The organism is Bacillus sp. CDB3 (assembly GCF_002081505.1).
Lineage (GTDB): Bacteria > Bacillota > Bacilli > Bacillales > Bacillaceae_G > Bacillus_A > Bacillus_A cereus_AT.
Window position 1 is genome coordinate 30,420 of record NZ_ALBR01000081.1, and the last position, 22,241, is coordinate 52,660.

A 22,241-nucleotide genomic window follows, 5' to 3' on the forward strand; every position below is an offset into this window, starting at 1 on the left:
TTTTTCTCTCTAAAAATTTCACCCAACATACCGTATCATCGCCACCTCATCACAATAATCAACTTTTGGACAATGTCTACAATCAATCCACACTTTTTCTGGTAATGCTTCTCTATTCACAAAATCAAACCCGCACTTTTGAAAAAATTCCGTTTCATATGTTAAAGAGATTACCCTGTTCACTTTTATCTTTGCCGCCTCATTCATTACATGATTCACTAACTTACGCCCTATCCCTTTTCCTGCATATGTATGCGAAACTACTAACGATCGTACTTCTGCAAGATCCTCTCCTAACACATGTAAACCAGCAACTCCAACGACTTCCTCTCCTTCTTTCATAACATATAAACATTGTAAATATTGATAGAGAGACAAAAGAGAACGCGGCAAAACAACTCCTTCTTTTGCATACATTTCAATGAGATTATAAATTTCTTTCACATCACTTGTAACCGCATTAAAGATTTTCATATTATATCCCCTTGCCCCCAGTGTTAATATTTATAATACCAAATGAATTTTAATTCATAATTTTATATAATAATACATTTCTCTTTTCTCTCCGTCAATCACTTTTCTGAATTTTACCCAAACAAAAAACCAAGCAATCTAATCAATGCTCGGTTCCTCATTTCGTATCGGCAATACCGTCGAATATTTAATTTCACGAAGTGCTAAACTCGTCTGTATACGTGTAATACCAAGCTTATTCAGCTTTCTAATAAACTGCTCCAGTTCTTTACGATCACGATTTGCAACCTTCAATAAATAATCATACTCTCCTGTTAAACAGTGACATTCTAATACTTCAGGCATAGATTCTAATTCTCTTTCTAGCACTTCAAGCTTTTCAGACTGATGAATATTTGTGCTCATAAAAATGAAGCATAACAGATCAAATCCAAGCTTTTCTTGATTTAAGATCGCCACTTGCTTATCAATGAAACCTTCCCCATCTAACCTTTTTATTCTTGCATGCATAGCAGCCGGTGATAGATTAACGCGGCGTGCAAGTTCCGCATTGCTTACTTGCGACTCCTTTTGTAATATATCTAAAATTTGTATATCCAAATCATCTAGCACCTTAATAACAGATGACTCCATCAAAATCCCCCCTTTTTTCTTACCGACGATTATTCGAAGAAACACCTCATAACTTATATAAAACTAAATGTTTTTCTGTAAATAAGATTTCTAACGAAACATTTTATCGAATTTTTACCATTATACAAAAGAATATATTAGATAATAAAGAAAAATGCTAAAATTATTTACAGTTCATTCTTATTTCAACAAAGGGGATTTTAACATGCCTTATTTTTACGTCTTTTTACTATTATTAACGAGCTTACTATGGGGAGGAAATTTCGTCGTTGGGAAATCGCTCGTTGATCATGCATCACCAATGACACTGACAAATTTAAGATGGATGATTGCGATTGTTTGTTTATTACCGATGGTATGGTTTAAAGAAAAGAAAATTATTCCGCCGCGCGCTGCAATACTTCCGTTAATACTGATGGGAATTTCAGGGGTCGCCCTCTTTAACATCTTTCAATTTTTAGCATTAGAAAAAACATCAGCTACAAATGTAGGTCTTATTTCTACATTAAACGCGATTTCCATCGCATTATTTTCTGTGTTATTTCTAAAAGAAAAAGTAAATACACTTCAAATTTTATCCATGATTCTTTCATTCTTCGGGGTGGTTCTTGTCTTATTAAAAGGTGATTTCTCACTTTTATTTTCACTACATTTTAATAGCGGAGATTTATGGATGATGGCGGCAGTTTGTATTTGGGGAATCTATTCTGTTTGCAGTAAATGGGCTACAAAAACAACTACACCACTCATGGCAACATTATATTCTGGTATTTTCGGCGTTATTTTATTACTGCCATTTAACATAGGTAGCTTCACTGTTTCCAATATTAATTCTTCTTTCATTACATCACTTTTATATACAGGAATTATTTCTACAGTTCTTTGTATGGTGTTTTGGAATATTGGCGTACAAAAATTAGGAGCTACAACATCAGGTATTTTTCTAAACTTCAATCCCATTTTTACAGCGATTTTAGCATTTATTTTCCTTGGAGAAGAACTAACATGGATTCAAATTTTCGGTACAATTATCGTCGTTACAGGATGTTATTTATTTTCCCATTTCAAAACTGTTACTGTTCAGCCAACTAGAGCTTTAATGCGAAGACATTCTTAATCAAAAAAACATCGCCACCAAAGTGGCGATGTTTTCCAGAGTGTTGGGAAACCCTTTAGGGTTCCCAACACTCTGAAATCTTTTTGATTTTAGCAAATGAAAACAACATAAAATAATAGAATTTAGAAAAATAGCCCTCCACCAGACCCTTTTTGGTCAGATGGAGGGCTATTTTTTTCATATTTTGACAAGCTGAGGTGAGATAAGCCTGCATTTGGACAGACTTCAGCCCCCGAAACCGAGCATATCGATAGCCATGGAGTTCTTTGGCGTCCGCAAAGCTTCGCTCTATAGTTGAACAGCGTACTTTATACAACTTTTTCCCTGTAACTGTTAGCTTGTTTTTTCTAGCGATATCTTTATATTTCTCCCATACATGATGAGTGATAACTTTTGTTTCTGTTTCTTTGAAAAGCACACCTCACGTAGCGGACAAACAGCGCAGTCTTCTGGATTCGATTTATATTGACGATATCCTTCGCGATCCGTTGTCGCATACTCTAAAATACATCCCATCGGACAAGCAAATGCATTCATTTCTTCTACATATTTAAATTGGCTTTTCGGTACTTCTTTATTTCGCTTTCCAAATCGGCGATACCCCATCACCATAAATATATTTCTTTCTGATAATTTCTTACAGATATAACCTGTAAAATAGCCTGCATCAAGAGCTACAGCTTCCACCTTAAATCCGAATTTATTAATTTGAGCTTGTAGACGTGCTAAATACGGCTCGGAATCTGCCATATTTCCAGCCGTTATATAGGTATCTGTAATGATATTGTACTTCGCATCAGTTGTACGATGATCTAAGAAATGAAAACCGTTCGGTTTTCCATCTCTCATTAAAAATCCACTATCTGGATCCGTAGTGCTTATACGAGTTTTTTTAGTAGGGGTATCACTTTCCTTTCTAGGTTTTAATTCTTTTTTCCGTGTACCTCACGATCTTCGATTACCGCAGCTTCTAGTTCATCTATATAAAACTTTGCCTTTTCTTTTTTATATTTATGTACAAATTTATTTTTATTAGCATTGGCCTTAATATGTGTAGAATCTGTCATCAGTGCACGTCCTCCCACCATCCGGTTCTCCGTCGCTTGCCTCACAATCTCATCAAAAATTTCTTCGAAAATATTTGTATGAATAAAACGGGTACGGCGATTCCAACTGATTGTAGAATGATCTGGAATAGTATCTGATAGAGAAAACCCTAAAAACCAACGGTAGGCGATATTCGTTTTAATCTCCTTTTCCAATTGACGCTCAGAACGAATACCATAAAAATATCCAATAAACATCATTTTGAATAAAACGATAGGATGGATTGACGGACGTCCATTGTTTTCACAGTAATAAGGGCGTAACTTCTCCTCAATAAAATCAAAACGAATTGTCGCTTCAATCGCACGAAGGAAATGATCTTGTGGAACTAACTCTTCTACAGAAACAGATACACGTTCATCGCGATGATTTTTTAAAGCACCCATCATAAGAAATCTCTCCTTTTCCTCTTTTTTATCAGTGTTGACACATAAAAAGAGGTTCAGACACAAAAACAGGCTGTGGAGAAGACTTTCTCCACAGCCTGAAAAACATCGCCACCAAAGTGGCGATGTTTTCATTTACCTTTCATTTCTTTCACATACTTCTTTTCTTCTTCTGGCGATAAACGTTCTGTTGCCTTTCCAGTATCACCACCTTGAATTTCCCACAAAAAGTTATGCTCCTCAACCGTTTGTGAAAAATCCCCTTTCTCCCAGCGCTCCAAAGTAGCAAGTAACTTTGATTTATTTTTAAAATTTGTACTGCTTTCTACTGCTTCCTTCGCACTACGAATTTCCTTATTTGTCATTTCAATAAATCCCCATTTTTCAGAGGATTTCACTTTTTGATGTACCATCCTATGCATGGTAGAAATAATTTCATCTTCACTAGCTTGTTGCTTCTCTTGCTTTTCTTTCTTCCCTTGTTGCCCCGTTACATTTTGTGCTTTCAGACTCTTCTCCTCTTCTTCTATATAATTAAGGAGTTTCGTAACACCGAATACAACTCCTATCGCAATTACAATCATTGTAATTGTCCCTATAATCCATTTTTTCATATTATGTATTCCCCATTCCCCTAATAATCACATAAACAAATGGAATCGCCTGCGCACAGCCGATTCCATTTGTTTCCTTATTACATTTTAAACCTTCATCGCTTCTCGCACAATATAACTATCCACATATTGCTTAAATTTTATGATTTTTCCATTTTCAAGCTGCCATATATGAACAAATTCTGCTTCAAACAATTTTCCCGTTTCTTTATAAACTCCTGAATAAACACCTTCAGCAATAATTACATCTTTTCCGTTTACTTCATGATACGTATTTACACTCGCTTTATACTCATCCCATTCCGATCCTAAACGACTAAATACATTTTCCATTATAGCCTCTGTACCTATATACGTTCCGCCGTACGGGAAACCTTTTGCCTCTGTCCATTCTACTTTTTCAGAGAGGGCTTCTGCTAAATGTTTTGCATTCGAAGAAGCTGATCCTTCATACGTACCTTGAATAATTTCTAAATTTGATTTAGGCATAGTACTTCCTCCCTCGTTTATTTATTTTTTACACGAGATGTAACTAAATTAGTTACATCTCGTGTAAAAAAATATTCAAATTATTTTATTCTTAATTCCGTTATTGTAACCATTATAGTTACAACAACTCTTTAAGTCAACAATTTATAAATAAAATTTACTTCGTTTTCATTACTTTCTCTTTTAAGAAACGATCTACATATCCTTCTGCTTTTACAACGAATAAATACGCACCCATTGATAATAATGCAAGATCTAATTCATATCCTGGATTCTTTCCATCTCCTAATAATCCTGCTGCTCCATTTACCTTTACGATAGCTCCAGCTAAAATAAGAGCGAATAACAATCCTACATATCGTACACCTAAACCAATAATTAATAATATACCACCAACTAATTCAACTGTTGCTACGCCGTATGCAAGACCACCTGGTAAGCCGATGCTTGTAAACCATCCTGCTACGTTATCTATACCTGATTGAAACTTTGCTAAACCGTGTGCAAAGAACGTAACTCCTAACACGATACGAATAATTAAATTCCCAATATATTGATTCATTTTGAACTCCCCTTTTTTGTTTTGTTATGGTGAACATTTATTCACAAGACAAAACAATACGGTATTTCTTTTCATTCGTCAAATGCTTTTTTTAAAGAAAACAAAAACATTATTCGTTTTACGAATAATGTCTTTTACAAAATAGCGCTAATTCAAGCTTTTACTCTATCACACAGAAAAAGTTGAAACTTTTTTCCAGCATCAATATACGGCAATAAAGACACGTCCTCTTCCACAACCATTCCGACAACATTCACTTTCTCATCTTCAGGTAAATCATTTATAACAACTTGCATCTCCCCAGCATATCTACCGTACAATTCATTATCAATTGTAATACTACCTTTCTTTCTTGAAATTGTATTCATCGGTTGTAATACAACTTTATTTTCTTCGCGCGATTCTACAGAGCGAATGACATCACGAGCTGGATCAAGCCGGTTCGTATGCACTCGTTCTAACAGTTGTACAGTGTCGCTATCATTTATAAATGATTGATATCGCACTGGAATAATTCCATTACTCGCAATTGCGATTTCTTGTACACTTTCTATGCTCCCGCTTATATCCCCAATTAGCACTTTATCGACGTCACACTCTTGCACAAGTTCTAAATACGCTTCCAGCGAGCGCATATTGCGGTGCTTTTCTAACGTTGATAAGCCTTCATATAAGGGACCCCGCTTTTCCCCATCTCCCGGAATAAATGCCATCGTTTTTATTCCGCACTCATGTAAATACTTATTTTGTTTTTGTAAAAATGACTTTGCTAGTCCTGTTTCTGGGCGCGGATAAAAATTATGCCACGCTTCTACACGATCTACTCGTATATTTTCCGTAAGTAACTCTTTCCAAAATGATTCTGTAATCGTACTCGCATTTAAAGCTACTTTCATCTTATGGGATACGCGTGCAATTTCTTTCGGCGTGATGCCATAATCCATTCGTAAACCAGTAATACCCCACTCTACTAACTCTTCCACATTTTCGTACGTCATCCCTAAATGGTGTAACGATTTTGGAGAAACATCGACCATTAATTCCATTTCATTTTCGAGAGCTTGTTTCCCCAGTATTTGAATTAGCTCTTTATATGTACCAGGATCATCCTCTGGTATATGAAGTGATGTAAAAATAGATGAAAATCCATTTTCCTTCGCTACTTTTAGCCACTCTTCTTGTTTCTTTACTCGTTCTTTTGCAAGATAAATTGAAACTCCTATCATATGAATCTCCCTTTCTATGAATAGAAAAAGAGAAAGGAATCCCTTTCTCTATATGTTTTCTGCCATTTCTTCTTTGAATCCGAAGAAGTACGTAAAAATGAATCCGAACGTATATGCCACTACTAATCCAAGGAAATATAATAAATATTTATTATCAGCAATTAACGGAATTAATGATAATCCTGATACGCCAATTCCGAGTGCAGCTGTTTGCATAACTGCTTGGAATGCACCACCAACTGCTGCCCCTAAACAAGCAGTGAGAAACGGTTTCCCAAGTGGTAATGTAACCCCATATAGTAACGGTTCACCAATTCCTAAAAATCCAACTGGTAATGCACCTTTAATTACGTTACGAAGTCGTTTATTTTTGTTTTTACAAAAATCGCAATCGCTGCTCCTACTTGCCCAGCTCCAGCCATTGCAAGTACTGGTAATAAAGGTGTTACGTGTGTTTGATTAATAAACTCCATATGAATCGGTGTTAAACCGTGATGCAATCCGACCATAACGAGAGGTAAAAATGTTCCGGCAAGCACTGCTCCAGCAAACGCTCCGCCAATATTTAAAATCGCATTAATTCCGCTTGTAATTCCTTCAGATAAGAAACCTGCTACCGGCTGAATTGCTAACATCGTTACGATACTTACCACTAACACAGTAATAAGCGGCGTTACAATAATATCAACTGCATTTGGCACTGCTTTTCGAACTTGTCTTTCCACTACAACCATAAGCCACGCTGCAAAAATAACTGCAAACAATCCACCCCGTCCGGGTACTAGCGCTTCACCGAATAATTTTACATTCGCCATCGCCGGGTTAAAAATTAAAATACCAGCAATTGCCCCAAGAACTGGTGTCCCGCCAAATTCTTTCGCTGTATTCCAGCCGACTAAAATTCCTAAGAATGTAAAGATACCGCCGCCAATGAGTAGTAGCATTTGTAGCCACGTTGCATTCGGATCGGCACCTGCGTTTTTCGCAAAGTTAGCAACCCCGTTTATAATACCTGACGCAACAAGACCTGGAATTAACGGAATGAAAATACTTCCTATTTTTCTTAAAAAGTTTTTCACTGGTGTATTATTTTTCTTCTTAATCTCTGACTTCATCTCTTGCCCAAGATCTTCAAGGTGATGATCTGCCACCTCACCAATTCGCAGTCCCGTTAAACCTTCCATTTCAGCTGCTACTTTATTTACTGTCCCTGGTCCAACAACAACTTGAAGCGTCTCATCTTCAATAACGCCCATAACCCCTTCAACCTTTTTCAAAAGGTCCATATTCACTTTACTTTCATCATGAAGCGTTAATCGCAGTCTCGTCATACAATGAGCAATGCCACGAATATTTTTTACTCCCCCAAGTTGCTCTGAAATCTCTTTGGCCATTCTCTCTTCTTTCTTCATAATAGAATCCCCCTCCCTATTATTTTATAGTGCCTTCTTCACAAACCCTTTCGCTTCTTTTAATTTCTCCAGTGATTCCCCATACTCACACTGTAGCAATACCATAACAATCGCAGCTTTCACGTTACGTTCTGCTTTTTCATAATACTCTGCTGCTACTTCATAACTAGCGCCTGTTGCTTCCACAATAATTCGTTTTGATCGTTCTACTAACTTTTCATTTGTAGACTGAACATCTACCATTAAGTTTTTATATACTTTCCCAACACCAATCATAGATGCTGTTGAAATCATATTAAGCACTAATTTTTGCGCTGTACCAGCCTTCAAACGTGTTGAGCCTGTTAAAATTTCTGCGCCTGTTTCTACTTCCACGTTTAGTTTTGCATATTTACTTATTTCAGCATTTTTATTACAAGAAATACTAGCTGTACTCGCTCCCACGCTATTTGCATATTTCAATCCACCAATTACATAAGGTGTTCGACCACTTGCTGCAATTCCAATCACTGTATCTTTCTCGTTTAATCCAATACTTTTTAAATCTTCTTCTGCTAACTCTTCGCGGTCTTCGGCACCTTCTACCGCCTTAGTAAACGCTTTCAATCCACCTGCTATAAATCCTTGCACCATTTTATCATCTGTGCCAAATGTCGGCGGGCATTCCACCGCGTCCAAAATACCTAAACGACCACTCGTACCGGCCCCAATGTAAATTAAACGGCCCTCTTCTTCAAAAGATTTAATAACAGTTTGGACCACTTTTTCAATCTGTTCTATCTCTTTTTCAACTGCTAACGCAACCGTTCGATCTTCTTGATTCATACTTTGTAGCACTTCTTTTATGCTCATCTCATCCAAATTCATCGTCTTCTCATTACGATGTTCTGTCGATAAATTTTCTAACATATTACCACCTGCTTTGAAATTTAATTTCATACTTTTATTATAACTTCAAGAAATTTAAAATCGATATCACTTTATTATTTTATGAAATTTCATTTCTTTTCATGACGAATTTATGTCAGTATGCAAAAAAAGATGGGTTTCCCCATCTTTTCATTTTAACTTCCGTAACCGCAAAGCTTCTTCTCTTGTCTCCATAAATTGATCCAACACTTTATTACCAATACGATTAAAAGTAATCACATATAAAGCATCTATCATATTCAGCTGTGTCATTCTCGAAGCAATACTTGCAATACGATAATCTTGTTCTACATCTGGCATACAAAGACGAATGTCTGCCTCTTTGTATAACGGTGACGATTGATCGAGCTTCGTAATTCCGATAACAGTTGCACCTTGTCTCTTCGCATATTGCGCCATTTCAAGTACATCTTTCGTACGACCAGATGTTGAAATCGCAACAAATATATCGCCTTCTTTTAAATTCGTCACAAGGGGCAACATCATATGAAAATCAGATAGCATCATCGCTGTAAATCCGAGCCTTGTAAATTTATAAGCCCCATCCATCGCCGGAGTAGCTGATCCGCCTACCCCGTAAAATATAATTTTATCTGCATTTACAATAAGGTCCGCTGCTTTCTCAAGTTCCTTTTTATCTATAGCCGTAACGCTCGCCTCAATTGCAGCTTTATTCACATATGTAACTTTATTAAACAAATCGTACGGTCCATCTTCCGTATTCATCACTGAAAAATCATTAATATTATAATCAGCAATCGTTAATTCACGAACGAGTGCGATTTTAAATGCTTTAAAGCTTCCAATCCCAATCGATTTACAAAAGCGAACAACACTCGCCTCACTTGCGCCTGCATTTGTTGACACTTCTTTCGTCGTTAAGTTCGGAACAATCTCTGCATTCTCCATTATGTACATGGCAACCTTCTTTTCAGCTGGTGAAAATTGATCCATATTACTTTCAATTTTAAATAGTAATGTTGAAGCTTTCACTATTTAACCTCCACTTCTTACGGTTGCGTATATTCTCTAATATCATTTGTATCATATAGATAAAAACCATCATTACCAGGTGGATGGTGAACAATTACAGTTCGATTCCCTTTTTTATATGACGTTATTTCACCTTCAGATCGCTGTTTTTCCCATCCATGTATCCAAATTGCAAAGTCAGGTACAAAAGCAGTGTACTTATAATCTTTCGGGTTTTCGTCTTCTACATAGGAAGAAAAAATAGAAACCGGAAAATCTTTCACTTTTGATTCTTTCCATACGGTAAATGGTATACATAATGCAATAAGTATGATTACACCTATAACCTTCCCCTTCGTAATCCTCACACATTTCTCTCCTCGACTTATCATATACGTAGATTTTACCATAATTACAACCTATTCACGCTATATGACTATTGCTTTTTTCCAATAAAAAAAGAGCTTATCTACATCAGATAAGCCCTTCCTCACTATACAAAATACTTCTTCAAAAGCGGCGGCGTAATAATCGTCGTCAATATAACAACAATTACAATCGCTGTGAAATTTTCTTTCGCTAATAAATTCGCCGTAAGTCCATTCGCCGCGATGATAAGCGCTACTTCTCCGCGTGATACCATCCCCGCACCGATACTAATAGAAGATTGAAGATTGAACCCCGTTAGTCTCGCTCCTAAACCTGATCCAATTAACTTTGTAAAAATCGCAATGAGCGTCATAATAATAATGAACCAAAGCTGGCTTCCGATACCTTGAAATGTAATTTCCATTCCAATACTTACGAAGAACACTGGAACAAATATCGCATACGCAATCGGTTCAATTTTATGTTCTACTTCATGCTTATACTCTGTTTGAGAAATTGCAATTCCGGCTGCAAATGCTCCAATAATACCTGCAATGCCCATCATTTCACTGTAATACGAAAATGAGAAACAAATAATAAGAGCTGCACTAATTAATGCTTCTGTTACGCGAAGTGGTACGAGCATTTTCATAATCCATGGAACAACTTTCCAAGAGATGAAAACGATACTTACAAAAAAGATAATTTTCTTTACAATGACAAGCGTTACATTTACATCTTGTGTACCTAAAAAACTCATCACAAATGCTAATAAAATAACAACAATTACATCATCAAATACAGCTGCCCCTAAAATCGTCGTACTTTCTCTCGTATTCATTTTTCCTAAATCTCTTAGTGTTTGAACAGAAATACTAACCGAAGTGGCACAAAGTAATAACCCTAAAAAGATCGCATGCGACTGTAACATTCCAAACGCAAGTCCTGCTAAATACCCACCAAGGAATGGGAAAATAATTCCTCCCATCGCTACTGCGAATGCAGATTTCAAATTCCGATTTAACTCTTCTAAATCTGTTTCAAGCCCTGCCATAAACATAAGTAGTAAAACACCAATTTCACTCAGCTCATCGATAAGTTCTGAACTATTAATAATACTGAGTACAGCAGGACCGATAATAATACCAACAATCAATTTACCAAGTACAGAAGGCTGGCCGAGTCTCACACTAATATCACCAGCTAATTTCGTACAAAGTAAAATGACGACAAGTTCAAAATAAAATAACATAGCATCTTCTCCTACTTTATAAAGTGAAACTTTAATGAATGGTTTTATCACTCCGTTAACCCTCGTCCATTTCTGCAAGTAGTTTCCCCTGTTCATTCGCATTTTATTTGTCACATTTTTATTTGACAAAATATTCTGAATTATATTAAAATTAATCCAGAAATTTCAAAAAACTACATACCATAACTGTACCTTCATTCACTTACGTACTCTTTTCCAATGGATTCACACTATTCGCAGTTATGGAGATGAAAAACGGGAGGAGAGTCCAAAATGAAGTCATTATTACGAAAAAAAGCGCTTAGTACTGAATCACCAAGGCAGCTAGATCGAACATTAACGGCACTCGATTTAACGTTTTTAGGAATCGGCGCCGTAATTGGGACAGGGATTTTTGTATTAACAGGTATCGTAGCGGCAAAACATTCTGGCCCTGGTATTATGCTATCATTCCTTATTGCTGCATTTACTTGTGCTTGTGTAGCCTTTTGTTATGCCGAATTCGCTTCTTCTATACCAGTCTCAGGCAGTGTTTACACTTATGCATACATGACTGTCGGAGAAGTTGTCGCCTTTATCGTTGGTTGGTGTTTAATGCTCGAATATTTACTCGCTGTTGCAGCCGTAGCTGTTGGCTGGTCTGGATATTTACAATCATTACTTCAAGGGTTCAATATACACCTTCCCACCATTATTTCCTCGGCCCCTGGAACAGGAAAAGGTGGTCTCATTGATTTACCCGCTGTTTGTATTTTACTTCTCATTACTGGGCTTTTAAGTTTTGGTATACGCGAAAGCGCACGCATTAATAATATTATGGTCCTTATAAAATTAGCAGTTATTATCGCCTTTATCGTAGCAGGTGCAAAATATGTAAAGCCTGAAAATTGGACACCGTTCATTCCATTCGGGTACGACGGTATTATTACTGGAGCTGCCACTGTCTTCTTCGCCTTTTTAGGTTTTGATGCAATCGCAACCGCGGCAGAAGAAACGAAAAAACCGCAGCGTGATTTACCAATTGGCATTATCGGTTCCCTTCTTATTTGTACAGTTTTATACATGATCGTATCTTTTGTTTTAACAGGCATGGTCCCTTATACGCAATTAGACGTTTCTGATCCTGTTGCATTTGCACTACATTTCGTTGGTGAAGATACAATTGCGGGGCTGCTTGCAGTTGGTGCGATGACAGGAATGACAACTGTTCTTTTAGTCGTTATGTATGGACAAGTTCGTGTTTCTTATGCGATGAGCCGAGACGGCTTACTCCCAAAAGCGTTATCACGCGTAAATAAAAAAGTAAAAATCCCTTTACTAAACACATGGATTACTGGGGGCTTTGCAGCTTTATTAGCAGGACTTTTAGACTTACATTTACTAGCTAATTTAGTAAACATCGGCACATTAACAGCCTTCACATTCGTTTGCTGCGCTGTGCTTATTTTACGGAAAACCCACCCTGATTTAAAACGCGGATTCCGTGCACCACTCGTACCTGTACTACCAGTTGTCGCTATTCTTTGTTGTTTATATTTAATGATTAATTTGTCTAAAACGACATGGATCAGCTTTGCAGTCTGGCTTATAATCGGTTTATGTGTCTATTTCTTCTACTCTAGAAAACATAGTCATCTAGCTAATGAAAAAACAAATGATGAGACGAAAGAAGCATAACAAAATAGCTCGCCGATGAAACGGCGAGCTATTTTCATGTTTTATTATGTTTTTTCGTTAACGATTGTAAATTGCAAAATATACCGCTGCCCACATAGGCTTCAACCTTTGCATACTTATCCACTTACTTCGTCTCTTTCTTTTTCTTTCTCCACGCGTTTACACTATCAAAGAAAAAGTTAATAAATAGCGTTCCTAATCCCGCTAATAAAAATGTCATTAGAAATAGAACCCATATACTTTTATCTTTTAATAAATAATATCCTACAAGGAGCACAACGGCGATCCATACATATTCAAGAATTCTTTTTAGCTTTTTCTGTTCCAAATTATTCGCTCCCTTTTTCTATACTACTTTTAGTATAACAAAAAAGAAGCCTATCATGATAAGCTTCTTTTTCTTATACCTTACTTGTTGATACTTTTTTCAACCAATGAAATAGCATGCTCTAACGTACGATTCATTGATTCTACATACTCATCTTTTACATTTTTATCTTTTAACACAGCTTCTGCAACAGTGATTTTTTGACTCAATGATTTCACTGAACCGTCCGTTACATTTGTAGCTTGCGCTTTTTTCACTACTGTTTTTGCAGTTTCAATATTGATTTGTAATTTTTCTTTCGGTGTTTTCGGTTGTTCTTCTGCTACTTTAGATTGTACAAATGTTTGGTTTGCTGTTTTTAATTCGTTATATGTTTGAACAATTTGGTCTCCCGTACTTGCCATATTTTCAAACACTTTCTTAGCATTATCATAGATTTTTTGTAATTCTTTAAAAGCTTCTTGAGAATATTGACCTGGCTTCTCACCAAATTCATAAGTACCTGCCAATACTTCTTTCACTTTTCCAACCTCTTCATATAATGCATTTACTTGCTCTAATTTTGTACGACTAGAAAACTCGTTGTACGCTGCTAATACTTCTGAAGAACTTAATGCTTTACTGTATAATTTTGCTAATGCAATTTGTCCGTTTAACGGAATACCACCATTGCCATTGCTATCTGGATCTGCACCAAGGGCAAATGGCACATTCGGATGATACACTTTCCCTTGAGCTGGCTGGCTATTTACTTTTTTACCATCTACATAAATTGCTACTTCACTTCCGTTATACGTTCCTGTTAAATGATACGTTTTATTTGCTTCTAATTTAGTTCCAACACGCTTATAACTACCACCGATATGAGCCCACAATTCTACATTTCCATCGCCTGTAGACTCAAAGCCAATTCCACCGCTCTCCGTATTTTGCAAAATCCCTTGTCCACGAATTTCATTCATCGAAAATACAGTTTCTAACGTAAATGAATTTGCTACTTTTTCTTTTTGTGTTGCTGAAAATGGAAGGTACCCAAATGTATTTGCTTTTCCGTTTAACTTCATAACATTCTTTTTCAATGCTTTATCATATTCAATAGATACATTGCCTTTCACATCACCTTTTGTTCCAAACGGTGAGTTATCTTTAAATGTACCATCTAAGAAATTCACATCAAAAACGTCTGCCTTTGGTACTTTCACATTCGGATCAATATTATCTTTTTTCGTTGTGATTTCTGCAGTTAACGGTTGCGCACTTTCATTGCCAAACGAATCAATTGCAACTACTTCAAGTGTATATGTTTTCCCGCCATCTAATCCAGCAAGCGTAAATGTAAGCTCTTTCGGCACTGGATCACGATAAAACTCAGAGAACGCTAATAGCTTATTTTTAATCTCACCTGTTTCTTTATCCTTTGCTTGCAAGCGATAAGAATGAACAAGAAGGTTGTCCAACGCTTGCGGGAATGTTACTGTTGCCGCATTTTCCGTTACATTTGATACAGCAAGCTTTGCATCCTTCGCAAAGTATGGCTTTTCTTTATCACGATCTTCTACATAGTTGAATCCTTCTTTTTTCGTTGGTAATTTAATTTTCCATGGATCGCCTGTCCAAGAATTTGTATGGAAATCACGGCGATTAATTGTTACCTCTTTGTCATCTACCTCTACTAATAAACCTTGGCTTAATGTACTAGCTCCTGGCGGGATATTCCCTTGTACTTTACCGCCTTCCACTTCCATATAGCTTACAGAAGATGTTCCAACAGACGTAAAGTCTTTTTGATGAATCGATCTTGGATCATCTAACGGATAATGTGAATGACCTGAAAACGTAATTACTTGTGGGTATTCTTTTAATACCGCATTAATTTTTGCACTATCTTTCGTTCCCCATTCTTGACTACCGTACACTGTATCTTTAATATGTTGATGTAAAAACACAAAAATCGGTTTTTCTGGATCATCTTTTTGCGCCTTTGCCATTTCTTCTTTTAACCAGTTAATTTGCTTGTCTGAATAATATCCATGAGTTGTCCCATCCTCTGGAGACATAACAAGGAAATGATAACCTTTTACCACTTTATGATAATAAATCGATTCCATTCCTGTCTTTTCTAAGAAACGCTTCTGCGCTCCCTCTACAGATAAACCATTCCAATAATCATGGTTACCTAAAGAAGTCATTCGTACCGCGTCTTTATTTGCATTTTCGTTATACACTTGCATGAAACGATCATATTCTGGCGCTAAGCCGAAATTCGTAAAATCACCTACAATGACAAATGCATCTTGCTTTGGTGCAAGCGTATTAAATTGCTCAATCGCTCTTTTCCAGCGGAACGTATCATCTGTTCCACTATCTTTAATATGCACATCACTTACAACTGGAAAAACCAGTTTCTTCTCACTTGGCGACTTTTCTTGTTTTTTCTCTTCCGCTTTGATTGGTGTATTCCACGGCAATGATACAAAAGCTAATACAAAAACCATCAATAATCCAATAAGGCCTTTTACTTTTTGTAAAGCAGTTCTTTCCACGTGAATCCTCCTCATATAATGAATTAATTACAATGGTTATTGTATCGAACTCATATTAACTTCGTTTAAATTAAGAATGAATTTTATTTATTTTTTGTAAATATACAGTCAATTTCGTGTGACATCCCACATTACTTGTATTATCTTATACAACCACCTTTTGTCTTACAGACTCTCATAACTTATTACGAGCTGTAAGCCTATTAAACATCTTTCGTGAAATTTTTCACCCCTTTATTAACACAACCTATCGCTTTACAACATTTAATAGTAATAAATAGTAGCTATGAAGGGAGGAACTATTAATGGCTTGTAAAAAAAATATCGGCTGCTATGCTCCTTTATCTATCATCTGTCCTCCCTATGATCCGCCTAATCCACCAGAACCACCAGGCTGTGAATTAGTTATGAATGAATTTGCCGGTAATTTTTTCATAACCAATGAAATTCCACTACCTCCCAAAGAGAATCCAAATCCCTTCCGTACATTACCACTTTGGGAAGGGGATGGCGTGCTTAAGATATCCGGTACGATTTCTATATATAATAGTACTAGTAGTACAGGAGAAGTCACTGTTCAAATTGTCGGCCAAGTTACAAATACCTTTACTGTTTTTCCTGGCAACACGATGTCGTACACAGGGAAGTCATTACAATCCATTGCGATTATTAATATTCCAAATAATCCAACCCAATATATAGAGGGGAAATACTGTTGTCAATTTTCATTTTGTTTATAAGATAAGTTTTCTCTTCTTCATTTATGAACCAACAAACCATAGAGAAAAGGCATACCATTGTGGTATGCCTTTTCTTATGAAATCGGATAACGTACCGTAAGGCATAATTGCCCTTGGCTCGTTGCCGTCCCTGTCGTTACGATTTGAATTGTAGTAAAATACCTTACTGTAAACGATCCACTACTTTGTGGTTGTACAGTAATCGTATTAACTACTGTCGCTCCTACTAGAAAGTTTACTGTAATTGGATTTACACCTACATCATATTTTACATAGCCAGACGCGTACAAATCTTGTGTAATATTATTCGTATATACCGTTTCAGTTACTGCACCAGTAGCAGCCCAATCTATACATACCTGATCTTGTACAAGTGTTTTACTGGAACAGCATGATAAGTTAGAATTGCACATCTTAGTCCTCTCCTTTTCTATTATGAAAGTGGATAACGTGTTGTTATACAAAACTCTCCTTGATATGTTCCAGGTGTTCCAGCAGGTAAAGTTACTTCAATTGTCTCGAAACGACGGTACGTAAAAGCAATACTCGTTCCAGGATTTAATGTTTGTGTGTCAATTGTAGCCCCTGTTCCATCTAGAACTGTCAGCGTGATTGGAACTGGCCCAACGTCATACCTAACAAACCCTGTTCCGATCATATTTTGATTAATATTGTTGTTATACAGCACATTTGTAATTGCAGTAGCAACTACAGTTCCTGACCATGGACTACACACTTTATCTTGTACAAAATTTTTATCTGGACAACAAGTTAACGCCGCCCCTGAGCATTCACAAGCCATAGAAATTTCCCCTCTCTCTTACTTATTCCTTATATGTGTATGTCCTTAAGAGTCCTTTGCCTGTATTATTCATCTATATTCACCAAAAATTATGTGCCTTTATCTTTAAATAGATTCCGTTTTGTCCCTCTTTTTCATATATTTATAGATTAAGATACAAGCTACAATTACAAGGACAACTACTAATATAGGTAACATGTACTCCCCAACAATAGCCCCTGCTTTTTCCCAATGTGGACCTAATTTCATTCCAAAATAAATATACAAAGTCGTTAATGGGAACATTGCTACAAATGTATATATGCTAAATTTCCATATGTTCATTTTCGCCATACCACATGGAACGGAAATAAGCGTTCGAACTCCCGGGATGAAGCGTCCTAAAAATGCTACAACCGGCCCATATTTCTCAAAGAAATCATCTGCTTTTTGAATTTGTTCTTCTTTAATGAAGAAGTATTTCCCATACTTCACTAATATAGGGCGCCCTCCGTAATAACCGAGCGCGTATAAAGTTAAAGGCCCTGTCGTCCCACCAAGTGTTCCAGCTAATACAGCTAGCCAAAAATTCATATCACCCTCGTATACCCAATATCCAACCATAGGCAAAACTACCTCTGCTGGAATAAATTCAAAAGTTAAAGCTAACACAACTCCAAAATAAGAAAACTGCTTTAAATACTCGATTATATCTAAAATAATTTGCTCCATACTTTTAGCTCCTATCCTACATTTACATTATGCTTTTCTTGCAATTGTACTGGTGCCATCTTTACAATTCGATTCAAAATGAATAAGACAATTCCAATATCATCTAAAATACCGATAAACGGTAAGAAGTCTGGAATTAAATCGAGCGGCATCGCTACATAACCAACTAAAAAAGCAATAGATAAGATTTTCTTCTTTATGGAAACCTCTTTTGAAGTAAAAAAGTCAAATAGAAATGGAACAAAACGGCGGACATGAAATACAACTCTTAATCTACTAATAAGTTTTTTCATTTTTATTTCTCCTCTCTTTGTATACAAAAAGGACCCTACCAAATATGGTAAGGGTCCTAAAAAAGACAAGAAGGGGCCTTTACCATTGCTGGTAAAGGTCTCACTAACAACGAAACGTTGCCAATAAAGCCGAGGGTTTCTCCCTGTAATGACGACTTTACTGTAATAAGTTACTCCCCTTTATATACACAATTTTATACAATCACATTAAAATATTTGGAGGGGCTTGTCAATATTTTTTTCATTCACCATTCAGATTATTAGATTGTAAAAGGCTCTTTTCCATGTTCTCTATTGAAATAAATTGGAGTGTATAACCATCTGGATCATGAATTATTATTCTAACTTCTTCACCGCGGCGCTTTTCTACAAATGATATTTGATAAAACGCTAACTTTTTCTTTAACCGCTCGATATTTGTAGTTTTTAACAATAGGTCCTTCACTGATGATATAACAGTCTCTCTATGTTCTCCCAGCCCCCTGTTTACAACAAAACAAATTCTCGTTGAACCGATATCATACCACACACCTGTTACACGTATTTGTGGCCTTTCCTTGCTCGGTTTAAACCCTAAAATTCCTTCATAAAAATATAATGTTTCCTTTAAGTTTTTAGATTCTAATACAATACATGTTGTAACACTTTCCATCCGCACTCCCCCTGCCCCTTTTAGTTTTCTATATGAGTCATAATTTGCAATTATGTACGAATACAATACGTAGTGATGAATATTTCATTTATAAAGGAGGCGTGTAACATGGATAAATTCATGAAATCTTACATACCTTATCACGGTCCAAATGATCCTTGCCCTCCAATTGGAAAGAAATACTACTCAACTCCCCCACACCTATTTATGGGCTTTCAACCACCTAACTTACCCCAATTCCCACCAAAAGAAGCTTTAAGAAAAGGGACTTTATGGCCTGCTTTTTATGATTTTTATGAAAATCCTCACAAAAAAGGACGGTGAATAAAAACGTGACACAAACATTGCCTGATGAATATTACAAATGGATTGAAAAACTACAAGAACTAGACTTTGTATTAGTTGAACTTACCCTCTATTTAGATACGCACCCCGACGATACTGCAGCTATAAATCAATTCAATGATTTCTCCTATAAACGAAGAGTATTACAACAAAAAATTGAAGAAAAATACGGGCCACTTCAGCAGTTCGGAAATAGTTATTCTAACGCTCCATGGCAATGGAGCCAAGGACCGTGGCCATGGCAAATATAAAATAAAACTTTAATCAAGTGGAGTTTACGGGCAGCAAATAGCGGGATAAAGGAGAGAAACTATGTGGATTTATGAAAAAAAATTACAATATCCAGTTAAAGTGAGTACTTGTAATCCAGCACTCGCCAAATTATTAGTTGAACAATATGGCGGTGCGGACGGCGAACTGGCTGCTGCTCTTCGCTACTTAAATCAACGTTATACAATTCCTGACAAAGTCGTTGGCTTACTAACCGATATCGGTACAGAAGAGTTCGCCCATTTAGAAATGATTGCGACAATGATTTATAAATTAACGAAAGATGCGACACCAGAACAAATGAAAGCTGCTGGATTAGACGCACAATATGCTAACCACGATAGCGCTTTGTTTTATCATAATGCTGGTGGCGTTCCTTTTACTGCTACTTATATTCAAGCAAAAGGAGACCCTATCGCAGATTTATATGAAGATATTGCCGCTGAAGAAAAAGCACGAGCAACTTATCAATGGCTAATTGATTTATCTGACGACCCCGACATAAACGACAGCTTGCGCTTTTTACGTGAACGAGAAATTGTCCATTCACAACGTTTCCGAGAAGCGGTTGAAATTTTAAAGGAAGAACGTGATAAAAAGATTTTCTTTTAACACACATATCGTAACGATATGTGTGTTTTTATATTTAAAGTTAAATCCTTCCTAATTAACATATAAATAGTATATTTATTCAATTTAATGCATTATTTTTTAATATTTATAAAATTCCCTCTTGCTTTCTAGTCATCAGACCTTTAAAATAATAACAGTTACTCGACAAATTATTTGAATTTTCGACAAAAACACTCATTAGGAGGCTTTTCTTTATATGCGTACAACTTTAAAACCAGCGCAAATACTTTCGATTAGTTTACTACTATTCGCAGTTTTCTTCGGTGCTGGTAATATGATTTTCCCGCCTCTTCTCGGTCTTTCTTCCGGAGAAAATATGTGGGTTTCCATTACAGGATTTATTATTACAGATGTCGGTTTATCTTTACTAGCTATCGTCGCTGTTGCCCTTGCTGGTGGTAGTTTTAATACTTTAGCAAGCCGTGTTCATCCAAAATTCGCAGCAATATTCGCTATCATTATTTATCTTTCAATCGGCCCACTATTTGTTATTCCACGAACTGGATCTGTATCTTACGAAATTGGGATTGCACCACTATTCCCAGATCAATGGTACTCTATGTTAGTCTTTAGTGCGATTTTCTTTACAGTCGTCTACTTCTTATCATTAAATCCATCAAAATTAGTAGATCATATCGGTAAAATATTAACACCCATTTTACTTGTAATTATTGCAATTATGGCAACAAAAGCGATTCTTTCACCAGGATCATTTGCAGAACCTGTTGGTGACTATAAAGAAATTCCATTTTTCAAAGGATTTCTTGAAGGATTTTTAACGTTAGATGCAATCGGTGCTCTCGTATTATCAACAATTGTTGTGAATGCCATTCGTCAAAACGGTATACAAGATAAGAAATCCATTGCGAAATATACAATTATTTGCGGAAGCATTGCTGCCCTTTTCTTAACAATTGTTTACTTCTTACTCGGTTATATCGGCGCTTCAAACGGGAACTTAGGACAATTTGAAAACGGCGGTCAGCTATTAGCTACTGTTATGTATCAATTCTTTGGGACAAGCGGTAATGTTTTATTAAGTATCGCAATTATCTTTGCTTGTTTAACGACTGCAATCGGTGTTGTAAGTGCATTCGCTAACTATTTCACAACAGTATTAACAAATGTTTCATACAAGAAGCTTGTACTATACGTTTGTATTTTTAGTTTCGTTATTTCAAACTTAGGATTAAGTTTATTAATCAAAATTACATTACCCGTATTAATTATTTTATATCCAATTACAATCATTTTAATTTTCGTATCCTTTATTGATAAATATACGAAACGTAAACCTTCTGTCTATATCGGAGCGATGATTGCGGCATTCCTTATTAGCTGTATTCATGCACTTGATAATGTGGGAATGATACCAAGTTTTATCGCTAATATCGTACACGCAATTCCTTTTTATGAATTAGGTATTGGCTGGATTGTTCCAGCAATAATTGGTGGTATAGTCGGATACTTTATTCCGCAAACAGAAACTGAAGGTGAAGTTTCTACGAAATAACGAAAAGAAGCAATCATGAAATCCATGCTTGCTTCTTTTTATTTTCTATCGCTGAATACTGTATTTGTGTACGATCGAACCGTTAACATATAGTAACTAAAGTAAATCATGACATACACTCCTATACTACCTAGTAACGGAAGACTATATTCGAACATTCCTGTAAAGCCCATCAAACTTAAAAATGCAAA

Annotated in this window: 24 protein-coding genes and 2 pseudogenes; 7 read left to right on the forward strand and 19 right to left on the reverse strand. The window is 36.2% G+C overall.

Features of this window, described 5'->3' with window-relative positions:
• Positions 1-18 precede the first annotated feature (18 nt).
• Positions 19-474 (reverse strand): N-acetyltransferase, encoded by a 456-nt coding sequence (locus tag CDB3_RS19990; protein WP_128855705.1) that lies wholly within the window; start codon positions 472-474, stop codon positions 19-21.
• A gap of 138 nt (positions 475-612) precedes the next feature.
• On the reverse strand, positions 613-1,107 hold the full coding sequence (locus CDB3_RS19995; RefSeq protein ID WP_128855706.1) for an Lrp/AsnC family transcriptional regulator: 495 nt from the start codon (positions 1,105-1,107) through the stop codon (positions 613-615).
• Positions 1,108-1,312: 205 nt separating this feature from the next.
• On the opposite strand from CDB3_RS19995, the gene CDB3_RS20000 reads away from it, so the two are divergent.
• Complete coding sequence (locus CDB3_RS20000; RefSeq protein WP_128855707.1) at positions 1,313-2,224, forward strand: DMT family transporter; 912 nt, start codon at positions 1,313-1,315, stop codon at positions 2,222-2,224.
• A 55-nt stretch (positions 2,225-2,279) separates the two neighbouring features.
• Here the strand turns inward: CDB3_RS20000 and CDB3_RS20005 are convergent.
• The 10 genes and pseudogenes from CDB3_RS20005 to CDB3_RS20050 all read right to left on the reverse strand — a co-directional run bounded on the left by CDB3_RS20005 (position 2,280) and on the right by CDB3_RS20050 (position 11,639).
• Positions 2,280-3,720: pseudogene (locus tag CDB3_RS20005) on the reverse strand (IS1182 family transposase).
• Positions 3,721-3,848: 128 nt separating this feature from the next.
• On the reverse strand, positions 3,849-4,331 hold the full coding sequence (locus CDB3_RS20010; RefSeq protein WP_128855708.1) for a PRK06770 family protein: 483 nt from the start codon (positions 4,329-4,331) through the stop codon (positions 3,849-3,851).
• Positions 4,332-4,418: 87 nt separating this feature from the next.
• Positions 4,419-4,820, reverse strand: a complete 402-nt coding sequence (locus CDB3_RS20015; protein ID WP_128855709.1) for a nuclear transport factor 2 family protein — start codon at positions 4,818-4,820, stop codon at positions 4,419-4,421.
• Positions 4,821-4,977: 157 nt separating this feature from the next.
• The gene (locus tag CDB3_RS20020) at positions 4,978-5,382 is read right to left on the reverse strand and encodes a DoxX family protein (protein WP_001077751.1); all 405 of its coding nucleotides are present in this window, start codon (positions 5,380-5,382) and stop codon (positions 4,978-4,980) included.
• 152 nt (positions 5,383-5,534) lie between these two features.
• Positions 5,535-6,608 (reverse strand): DUF871 domain-containing protein, encoded by a 1,074-nt coding sequence (locus CDB3_RS20025; protein WP_128855710.1) that lies wholly within the window; start codon positions 6,606-6,608, stop codon positions 5,535-5,537.
• A 48-nt stretch (positions 6,609-6,656) separates the two neighbouring features.
• Positions 6,657-8,020, reverse strand: a pseudogene (locus tag CDB3_RS20030) (PTS transporter subunit EIIC).
• Positions 8,021-8,044: 24 nt separating this feature from the next.
• Positions 8,045-8,929, reverse strand: coding sequence for an N-acetylmuramic acid 6-phosphate etherase (murQ, locus tag CDB3_RS20035; RefSeq protein ID WP_128855721.1), 885 nt, complete (start codon positions 8,927-8,929; stop codon positions 8,045-8,047).
• Between the two features lie 150 nt (positions 8,930-9,079).
• Positions 9,080-9,943, reverse strand: coding sequence for a MurR/RpiR family transcriptional regulator (locus CDB3_RS20040; RefSeq protein ID WP_128855711.1), 864 nt, complete (start codon positions 9,941-9,943; stop codon positions 9,080-9,082).
• A gap of 17 nt (positions 9,944-9,960) precedes the next feature.
• On the reverse strand, positions 9,961-10,290 hold the full coding sequence (locus tag CDB3_RS20045) for an outer surface protein (RefSeq protein ID WP_128855712.1): 330 nt from the start codon (positions 10,288-10,290) through the stop codon (positions 9,961-9,963).
• Between the two features lie 125 nt (positions 10,291-10,415).
• Entirely contained in the window at positions 10,416-11,639 is a 1,224-nt protein-coding gene (locus CDB3_RS20050; RefSeq protein ID WP_128855713.1) for a cation:proton antiporter, read from the reverse strand.
• Positions 11,640-11,816: 177 nt separating this feature from the next.
• Here CDB3_RS20050 and bcaP point away from each other — a divergent pair, with 177 nt between their 5' ends.
• Positions 11,817-13,220: a branched-chain amino acid transporter BcaP gene (bcaP, locus tag CDB3_RS20055; protein ID WP_128855714.1), complete on the forward strand. Its 1,404-nt coding sequence runs from the start codon at positions 11,817-11,819 to the stop codon at positions 13,218-13,220.
• A 124-nt stretch (positions 13,221-13,344) separates the two neighbouring features.
• On the opposite strand, the gene CDB3_RS20060 is transcribed toward bcaP, so the two are convergent.
• Complete coding sequence (locus CDB3_RS20060) at positions 13,345-13,548, reverse strand: hypothetical protein (RefSeq protein ID WP_002116445.1); 204 nt, start codon at positions 13,546-13,548, stop codon at positions 13,345-13,347.
• An 80-nt stretch (positions 13,549-13,628) separates the two neighbouring features.
• Positions 13,629-16,091 (reverse strand): LamG-like jellyroll fold domain-containing protein, encoded by a 2,463-nt coding sequence (locus CDB3_RS20065; RefSeq protein ID WP_128855715.1) that lies wholly within the window; start codon positions 16,089-16,091, stop codon positions 13,629-13,631.
• 305 nt (positions 16,092-16,396) lie between these two features.
• Here CDB3_RS20065 and CDB3_RS20070 point away from each other — a divergent pair, with 305 nt between their 5' ends.
• A complete protein-coding gene (locus tag CDB3_RS20070) occupies positions 16,397-16,831 on the forward strand; it encodes an S-Ena type endospore appendage (RefSeq protein WP_128855716.1) in 435 nt (144 codons plus the stop codon).
• 74 nt (positions 16,832-16,905) lie between these two features.
• On the opposite strand, the gene CDB3_RS20075 is transcribed toward CDB3_RS20070, so the two are convergent.
• The 5 genes from CDB3_RS20075 to CDB3_RS20095 all read right to left on the reverse strand — a co-directional run bounded on the left by CDB3_RS20075 (position 16,906) and on the right by CDB3_RS20095 (position 19,289).
• On the reverse strand, positions 16,906-17,244 hold the full coding sequence (locus tag CDB3_RS20075; protein ID WP_016094718.1) for a DUF3992 domain-containing protein: 339 nt from the start codon (positions 17,242-17,244) through the stop codon (positions 16,906-16,908).
• A gap of 20 nt (positions 17,245-17,264) precedes the next feature.
• The gene (locus CDB3_RS20080) at positions 17,265-17,633 is read right to left on the reverse strand and encodes a DUF3992 domain-containing protein (protein ID WP_128855717.1); all 369 of its coding nucleotides are present in this window, start codon (positions 17,631-17,633) and stop codon (positions 17,265-17,267) included.
• Positions 17,634-17,738: 105 nt separating this feature from the next.
• Positions 17,739-18,344, reverse strand: a complete 606-nt coding sequence (locus tag CDB3_RS20085) for a DedA family protein (RefSeq protein WP_128855718.1) — start codon at positions 18,342-18,344, stop codon at positions 17,739-17,741.
• A gap of 11 nt (positions 18,345-18,355) precedes the next feature.
• Positions 18,356-18,637 (reverse strand): YkvA family protein, encoded by a 282-nt coding sequence (locus tag CDB3_RS20090; RefSeq protein ID WP_000733844.1) that lies wholly within the window; start codon positions 18,635-18,637, stop codon positions 18,356-18,358.
• Positions 18,638-18,878: 241 nt separating this feature from the next.
• Positions 18,879-19,289, reverse strand: a complete 411-nt coding sequence (locus CDB3_RS20095) for a VOC family protein (RefSeq protein ID WP_128855719.1) — start codon at positions 19,287-19,289, stop codon at positions 18,879-18,881.
• Positions 19,290-19,397: 108 nt separating this feature from the next.
• Here CDB3_RS20095 and CDB3_RS20100 point away from each other — a divergent pair, with 108 nt between their 5' ends.
• The 4 genes from CDB3_RS20100 to brnQ2 all read left to right on the forward strand — a co-directional run bounded on the left by CDB3_RS20100 (position 19,398) and on the right by brnQ2 (position 22,050).
• A complete protein-coding gene (locus CDB3_RS20100) occupies positions 19,398-19,613 on the forward strand; it encodes a spore coat associated protein CotJA (protein WP_000357170.1) in 216 nt (71 codons plus the stop codon).
• 8 nt (positions 19,614-19,621) lie between these two features.
• Positions 19,622-19,885 carry a spore coat protein CotJB gene (locus tag CDB3_RS20105; protein WP_063219332.1) on the forward strand — a complete coding sequence of 88 codons (264 nt, stop codon included), beginning with the start codon at positions 19,622-19,624 and terminating at the stop codon, positions 19,883-19,885.
• Between the two features lie 61 nt (positions 19,886-19,946).
• Positions 19,947-20,516, forward strand: coding sequence for a spore coat protein CotJC (gene cotJC / locus CDB3_RS20110; protein ID WP_000265283.1), 570 nt, complete (start codon positions 19,947-19,949; stop codon positions 20,514-20,516).
• A 217-nt stretch (positions 20,517-20,733) separates the two neighbouring features.
• Complete coding sequence (brnQ2, locus tag CDB3_RS20115) at positions 20,734-22,050, forward strand: branched-chain amino acid transport system II carrier protein BrnQ2 (protein ID WP_098499504.1); 1,317 nt, start codon at positions 20,734-20,736, stop codon at positions 22,048-22,050.
• Positions 22,051-22,241: the final 191 nt, after the last annotated feature.

Coding starts and splice junctions, on each gene's coding strand:
- CDB3_RS20100 (WP_000357170.1), top strand. CDS start 19,398: ATGGATAAATTCATGAAATCTTACATACCTTATCACGGTCCAAATGAT.
- bcaP (WP_128855714.1), top strand. CDS start 11,817: ATGAAGTCATTATTACGAAAAAAAGCGCTTAGTACTGAATCACCAAGG.
- murQ (WP_128855721.1), bottom strand. CDS start 8,929: ATGTTAGAAAATTTATCGACAGAACATCGTAATGAGAAGACGATGAAT.
- CDB3_RS20085 (WP_128855718.1), bottom strand. CDS start 18,344: ATGGAGCAAATTATTTTAGATATAATCGAGTATTTAAAGCAGTTTTCT.
- CDB3_RS20015 (WP_128855709.1), bottom strand. CDS start 4,820: ATGCCTAAATCAAATTTAGAAATTATTCAAGGTACGTATGAAGGATCA.
- CDB3_RS20010 (WP_128855708.1), bottom strand. CDS start 4,331: ATGAAAAAATGGATTATAGGGACAATTACAATGATTGTAATTGCGATA.
- CDB3_RS20020 (WP_001077751.1), bottom strand. CDS start 5,382: ATGAATCAATATATTGGGAATTTAATTATTCGTATCGTGTTAGGAGTT.
- CDB3_RS20075 (WP_016094718.1), bottom strand. CDS start 17,244: ATGTGCAATTCTAACTTATCATGCTGTTCCAGTAAAACACTTGTACAA.
- CDB3_RS20070 (WP_128855716.1), top strand. CDS start 16,397: ATGGCTTGTAAAAAAAATATCGGCTGCTATGCTCCTTTATCTATCATC.
- CDB3_RS20050 (WP_128855713.1), bottom strand. CDS start 11,639: ATGAACAGGGGAAACTACTTGCAGAAATGGACGAGGGTTAACGGAGTG.
- CDB3_RS20000 (WP_128855707.1), top strand. CDS start 1,313: ATGCCTTATTTTTACGTCTTTTTACTATTATTAACGAGCTTACTATGG.
- brnQ2 (WP_098499504.1), top strand. CDS start 20,734: ATGCGTACAACTTTAAAACCAGCGCAAATACTTTCGATTAGTTTACTA.
- CDB3_RS19995 (WP_128855706.1), bottom strand. CDS start 1,107: ATGGAGTCATCTGTTATTAAGGTGCTAGATGATTTGGATATACAAATT.
- CDB3_RS20090 (WP_000733844.1), bottom strand. CDS start 18,637: ATGAAAAAACTTATTAGTAGATTAAGAGTTGTATTTCATGTCCGCCGT.
- CDB3_RS19990 (WP_128855705.1), bottom strand. CDS start 474: ATGAAAATCTTTAATGCGGTTACAAGTGATGTGAAAGAAATTTATAAT.
- CDB3_RS20080 (WP_128855717.1), bottom strand. CDS start 17,633: ATGGCTTGTGAATGCTCAGGGGCGGCGTTAACTTGTTGTCCAGATAAA.
- CDB3_RS20025 (WP_128855710.1), bottom strand. CDS start 6,608: ATGATAGGAGTTTCAATTTATCTTGCAAAAGAACGAGTAAAGAAACAA.
- cotJC (WP_000265283.1), top strand. CDS start 19,947: ATGTGGATTTATGAAAAAAAATTACAATATCCAGTTAAAGTGAGTACT.
- CDB3_RS20095 (WP_128855719.1), bottom strand. CDS start 19,289: ATGGAAAGTGTTACAACATGTATTGTATTAGAATCTAAAAACTTAAAG.